This is a genomic window from Endozoicomonas sp. SESOKO1 (genome assembly GCF_024606265.1).
In the GTDB taxonomy this organism is placed as follows: domain Bacteria; phylum Pseudomonadota; class Gammaproteobacteria; order Pseudomonadales; family Endozoicomonadaceae; genus Endozoicomonas.
The window spans coordinates 1-6,139 of the sequence record NZ_JAHHPP010000412.1 but is presented as its reverse complement, the minus strand read 5'-3'; the positions used below and the strand labels follow the sequence as shown (position 1 = coordinate 6,139).

Below are 6,139 nucleotides of genomic sequence, written 5' to 3'. Positions count from 1 at the left end.
TAAAGCCAGGTCTCCGGCATAGACCTTCCCCTCTGACAAAGGCTTGTTACTCAATAAGGAGGTTTGGTATCTGTACTCATCGCCCAGCACCCGATAAGCTGAGATGGCAGTAATGGCTTTTACCGTGCTGGCTGGTAGCAGGTTAAAGCTACTATTCCGGTCAAACAGCACTTTCCCGGTTTCAGCTTCAATGACTTTAATGGAATGAATATGTCCGGGTGGTAATGTGGAGATCAGTCGGTCAAGGTCATCATCGATGGACGCAAAACCCTGGTTAATTCCAAAAGCAATAAAAGAAATAGACAGCCATTTTTTCCAGACGTTCATAAAAAAGCTCTGCAGTCTCTGACCACACTAAAATCACTATGCAATTTATAAATTCTCAGATCAACACACTGGTCTCAAGGCCGACAATCCTTTTTAATGAGAGTACTATAGGATCTGTTGACGTTTCCCTGCGAACTCAGCGGGACGCGTAGTATGGCTCAGAAAAGCGTCATGTGCTCGAAAGACTTGTGCAGGACGCATTTATTCTTCGCCAGGCAAGTATGACATAGCATATGGTGTTTTTCTGAAACATCTGAACAGCGCACCGGGACACCCACATGACGCTGTTGCGTCATGTTGAAATCCCCTTCAGGGTATCCCCGCAAAGCCGTGCCAGGCCCCGGGAGCACCCTGATGAGCTGAACACGTAATGAAATATCAACAGACCCCGGGTTCTGTAAAAGAAGATCTTCGACCACCTTTTTATAACAAAAGCTTCACTCAACTCTCATGGTGTAAGCATTTTGCGGGAAATGGCAAGACTTGTGAAAAAACTCAAACTAACAGCGAATCAACTCATCGCCAGGCAGCCAGTGAAGGATTTGGGTTTCAAGTCCACAGAAGAGCTGGAAAGTTACGTCGGTATCCTGGGTCAGGAGCGAGCCACCAGTGCGATTCAGTTTGGTGTCGCCATGCACCGCTCGGGCTACAACATTTATGTCATGGGCGAGTCCGGTACTGGCCGGATGTCCTATCTTCGTAAATACCTGGAAACAGAAGCCAAGAGACAGAGTTCCTCTGATGACTGGGCCTACGTTAATAACTTTGATAACCCCCGTGAACCCAAAGCCCTGAAGTTGCCTGCTGGTCTGGGCAATGACCTGCAGAAGGACTTCGAGAGTTTTATTGACAAGCTTCTGATGACTTTTCCGGCGGCGTTTGAAAACCCCACGTATCAACAAAAGAAAAGTGCCATCGAGCGTAGCTTTAATAAGCGTTATGACCAGGCCATTGATCAAATCGAACAGGAAGCCCTGAAACGGGATATCGCCTTATACCGGGATACCGGTGCATTGAGCTTCACACCGATGTCCGCCGGTAAAGCGATGGATGAAACCGAGTTCGCTCAATTGCCGGATAAAAAGCGGGAAAAGTTCAACAACGACATCAGTGAACTGGAAACCAGGCTCAATGAGTCTCTGGTTGAACTGCCCCAGTGGAAACGGGAATCCAACGAAAAGCTGCAGGACCTGAATCAGGATACCATTGATCAGGCCCTGGCTCCGCTTATGAAGCCCATGCTGAAAAAATACAGCAAAGAGCAGAATATTCTGGATTACCTGGAAGCCGTCAAACAGCATCTTCACCGAACGGTGATTGAATACCTGGTTGATGAACGGGCAATGGAGTCCAAAGAAGATGCCAGCAAACGATCTGCACTGGAGGAACTCTACTCTCCCAACCTGGTGGTTGGTCATAAGAATGATGCTGCGGCACCGGTTATCTATGAGTCTCATCCCAACTACAAGAACCTCTTTGGCCGCATAGAATACGCCAGTGAGATGGGAGCCCTGGTCACCAACTTCCGTCAGATCTGCCCCGGCTCACTGCATCAGGCCAATGGGGGTTATCTATTGCTGGAAGCCAACAAGCTTCTGGAAGAGCCCTTCGTCTGGGAAGCCCTGAAACGAGCCCTGAAAGAGCGGCAGTTGAAAATTGAATCCCCCTACTCCGAGATGGGTTTGATGAACACCATCACCCTCACCCCGGAAATTATTCCACTGCACGTCAAGGTGATTCTGGTTGGATCGCGGGATATTTATTACATCCTTCAGCAGCTTGACCCGGATTTCCACGAAATGTTCCGGGTACTGGTGGACTTTGATGACCAGCTGCCACGCTCTCCTGAAACCATTCAGGCATTTGCCCAACTGCTGAAAAACCGGGCGGACGATGAAAACTATCCACCACTGTCTGCCTCGGCCGTTGCCCGGATGATCGAACAGAGCTCCAGGATGACCGAAAACCAGACTCAGCTGTCGGCAAAAATCGGTGAGCTTTTCGATCTGCTGGCCGAGGCTGACTTTATCCGACGAACCGGCAATGGCCGCAAAATCAACCACGAGCACATTGACCGGGCACTGGATGCCAAGGCCGAGCGTACTGGCCGGGTCAGTCAGCAGATCCTGAATGATATGCTGGAAGGCAGCATTCTGATTGATACTGACGGTGAGCAGATTGGTAAGATCAATGGTTTGACCGTGCTCTCTGTGGGCGATGCCTGTTTTGGCTCCCCCGCCCGTATCACCGCAGCGGTTTATCCTGGCAGCCAGGGTATTGTGGATATTGAGCGGGAGGTAGCCCTGGGTCAGGCCATTCACTCCAAAGGGGTTATGATCCTGACCGGTTATCTGGGTAGCCGTTATGCGCAAAAGTTCCCCCTGGCGATTTCTGCCAGTCTGGCGATGGAACAATCCTACGGCTATATCGATGGTGACAGTGCCTCCATGGCAGAGCTCTGCTGCCTGCTGTCGGCGCTGACCCAAACCCCGATCAAGCAGTGCTTTGCGGTCACCGGCTCCATGAACCAGCACGGTGAAGTCCAGGCCATTGGTGGTGTTAACGAGAAGATCGAAGGCTTCTTTGATCTCTGTAATGCCAGGGGCCTGACCGGTGAGCAGGGTGTAATTATCCCGCAGGCAAACGTACGCAACCTGATGCTGCACAGCAAGGTAGTGGATGCCGTCAAAGCCAAGAAGTTCAATGTTTATGCCGTTTCTCATGTTGAAGAGGCGCTTGAGCTGCTGACCGGCCATCGTCCCGGCGTCATGAACAGCAAAGGCAATTATCCAAAAGGCTCCATCAACCAGAAAGTCCTGGAACGCCTGAAAGAGATCGCCGAGCTGACCAAAGAGAACCACAGTTAAGAGAACGGATGCACTGAAAGCCAGACAACTGTCTGGCTTTTTTATGTAAAGATTAATTGATTCTCACCGGCATTATTCAGGATGCATCATGGCAAGCAGTACTTTGATCAAGTCCTTCCTCTCGATCTCGTCATCACTCACATTCTGGATTGTCGATAACCACTCGTTCACCCTTAGCTCAAACTGGACACGGTAAGGATGGGTATTCAATTGCGCCTGCAGATTCTCAGTGAGTACCAGAAGGTGCTGGCAGTCTTTTTGCAGCAGGTCAGGCGGACAATCCGTTTTTTCAGGTTTACCTTCCGAGTTCAGGGCGATAAACCGCCGGGCATTATTCAGGGTAACCAGAGCACATGTAAGCAAGCCATAGATACGCTCTTCGGGGTTTTTGGGGGTGTTAAAAAGCAGGGTCTGGGGTAAATCGAATACCGCCCCTTTTTGTAGTTGCGCAGTCAACAGATCAAGGTTATCAACCAGGTATCCCAGCGTATTGTTCAGTAATCCGGTTTCTTCAGCAAACGACAAGCCGCTGTCCAGTTCAACATCAGGCGCTTTAACGGCCAATGTATTTTCATCGGTCAGCCCGGGATCAACCGTGACGCTAAGCCCTACTGCCTTGGTACACAAATCACCGTAGTTAAGATGGACATTGTAGGCTTTTGGCCGTTCATATCCCGGGATTGCCCAGATGATGATGCTTTGGGGAATGTCTTCATCACTGCCACTGCCGACGTTGAGCGCCTGCAACCTTTCCATGAGTCTTCTGGCAGAGGCTTCTGTCGTGCATTTAATGTCAATATCAATAAACAATGAGCAGCGGTTCTGTAAAAAACGTGCGCATGAACCGGTAATCAGGATGGCTGGATCGGCATAAGAACCGTTGATTTTCTGAATGATCCCCAGTGTTTTCAGCGTCAACGCATTTAACCGTGGGACCGGACTGTCGGAAAAACCCGACCCGGCTGTTTTTGCCGCTTGTTTTGCCGCTTTTTCTGACAAGGGTTCAGATAAGGGCCTCAGGGCTTCGGCCACACTGGCAGTGACGGCCCCGGTGCCGGACGCAGGCTGACGGGAGGCTGCGTATCCCTGGGCACAATCACTGTCCCACCTTGAGGGAAGGGCACTTTGCAGGTTGTAGAGGATATTTTCAATTATGCTGGCTTCACAGCTGCATTGTTCAAACCAGAAGGCCAACGCATGGCGCAGTTTGGTCCCTTCAGGAAAAAGCTGAAGGCACTCCATCACCTGATCCTTATGAATATGCCGTCCATTTACAGACTGTCTGGTGATATGGCAGTGTGACAGGAAGAAGAAAAGCATGCGTAAATTCTGAAATGAGCTTCTCAGCAGGTTAATGGATTGCAATACCTGTTCTGCTGGCACTTTCTGACCATTAATTGGCAGCTCATGGTACATGGCCGTGAATTTCAAAAGACATTGCAGCCGATGCTGCTCATCATCCCTGGTTGACACGTTGTTCAGGATTTGCCAGGCCGTCTGAAGTATCTCCCGGGCCTCATCGGTTTCATCGTAATGCTGGGGCTGTTTCAATCGTTGAATCAGATACCTGGCCTGCCTTGAAGAGTGATCCCCGGGTAACTCATTAAATGCTGCCAATACTTTCTGGTTATCCAGATAGCGGCCATTCAATTCTCTGGCATTCAATGCCAGCTGGGCATAAAAAATAGCCCTTTCGAGCAACCAGCCACCGCGCTCATAATCCCTGACTACGTCCTCCGGCGTGACCTGCTGGTCGTTCAACAGCAGCCCCTTCAGGCAACACTGTTCCTTGAAACGCGCTATCCCCAGCCTGCCCTCCGGACTGTCCGGAAAACTCCTGACCACCGCATCCGGTGTAACCTGCTGATGATTCAGCGCCAACCCATTCAGGCAGCATTGTTCCGTGAAACGCGCTCTCCCCAGTTTGCCGTCCGGACTGTCCGGAAAATCATTGACCACGGCAAGCGGAGTGACCTTCTGGCCATTCAACCGCAGCCCCTTCAGGCAACATTGTTCTTTAAAGCGTGCCAGTTCCAGTGCTGCCCTGGCTGCCAGATAGCCCTGAGCCACCGCATCCGGGGTGACCTGCCGGCCATTCACCAGCATGCCCCTCAGGCAACATTCCGCCTTGAAGCGCGCTATCCCCAGTTTGCCTTCCAGGGTATCCGGAAAATCATTAATCACCTCGGCCGGTGCGACCAGCTGGCCATTCAGCTCCAGTCCCATCAGGCAACAATCGGCTTTAAAACGCGCCAGTTCCAGTGGTGCCCTGACCGACTGATAACCCTCAACCACCATATCCGGTGTGACCGGCTGGCCATTCAACGCCAGGCCCTTCAGGCAACATTGCTCCTTGAAGCGCACCATCTCCAGGGTTGCCCTGGCTGACTGAAAACCCTTCACCACCGCATCCGTGGTGACTGGCCGCCCTTTCAGCCGCAGCCCCCTCAGGCAACATTCCGCCATGAATCGCGACAGCCCCAGTTTGCCCTCCGGACTATCCGGGAACCCCATTGCCACCGCATCCGTTTTCACCGGCTGGCCATTCAGCGCCAGCCCCCTCAGGCAACACTGTTCCCTGAAGCGTGCTATCCCCAGTTTGCCTTCCGGACTGTCCGGGAAACTGTTAACCACCGCATCCGCTGTTACCGGCTCGCCATTCAGCGCCAGGCCCTTCAGGCAACATTGCTCCTTGAAGCGTGCCAGCTCCAGTGTTGCCCTGAGCGCCCGATAACTCCCGGCGACCATCTCTGGCGTCACCGGCAGGCCATTTAACGGTAGCCCCTTCAGACAACATTCCGCCAGGAAGCGCGCTATCCCCAGTTTGCCATCCGGCCTATTCGGAAAATCCCTGACCACCGCATCCGGGGTAAGCTGCTGGCCATTCAACGTTAGCCTCCTGAGGCAACATTCTGCCTGGAAGCGCGCCAGCTCCAGTATTGCCC

3 protein-coding genes are annotated in these 6,139 nt (G+C 52.0%); 1 reads left to right on the top strand and 2 read right to left on the bottom strand.

The window, feature by feature from the left end; all coding sequences use genetic code 11:
* A partial coding sequence (locus KDK13_RS18830; RefSeq protein WP_257286549.1) for a D-alanyl-D-alanine carboxypeptidase occupies positions 1 to 327 on the bottom strand: 327 nt, incomplete at its 3' end.
* Between the two features lie 485 nt (positions 328 to 812).
* On the opposite strand from KDK13_RS18830, the gene KDK13_RS18825 reads away from it, so the two are divergent.
* Positions 813 to 3,194 (top strand): Lon protease family protein, encoded by a 2,382-nt coding sequence (locus KDK13_RS18825; protein WP_373692257.1) that lies wholly within the window; start codon positions 813 to 815, stop codon positions 3,192 to 3,194.
* Positions 3,195 to 3,266: 72 nt separating this feature from the next.
* On the opposite strand, the gene KDK13_RS18820 is transcribed toward KDK13_RS18825, so the two are convergent.
* A partial coding sequence (locus KDK13_RS18820) for a hypothetical protein (RefSeq protein WP_257286547.1) occupies positions 3,267 to 6,139 on the bottom strand: 2,873 nt, incomplete at its 5' end.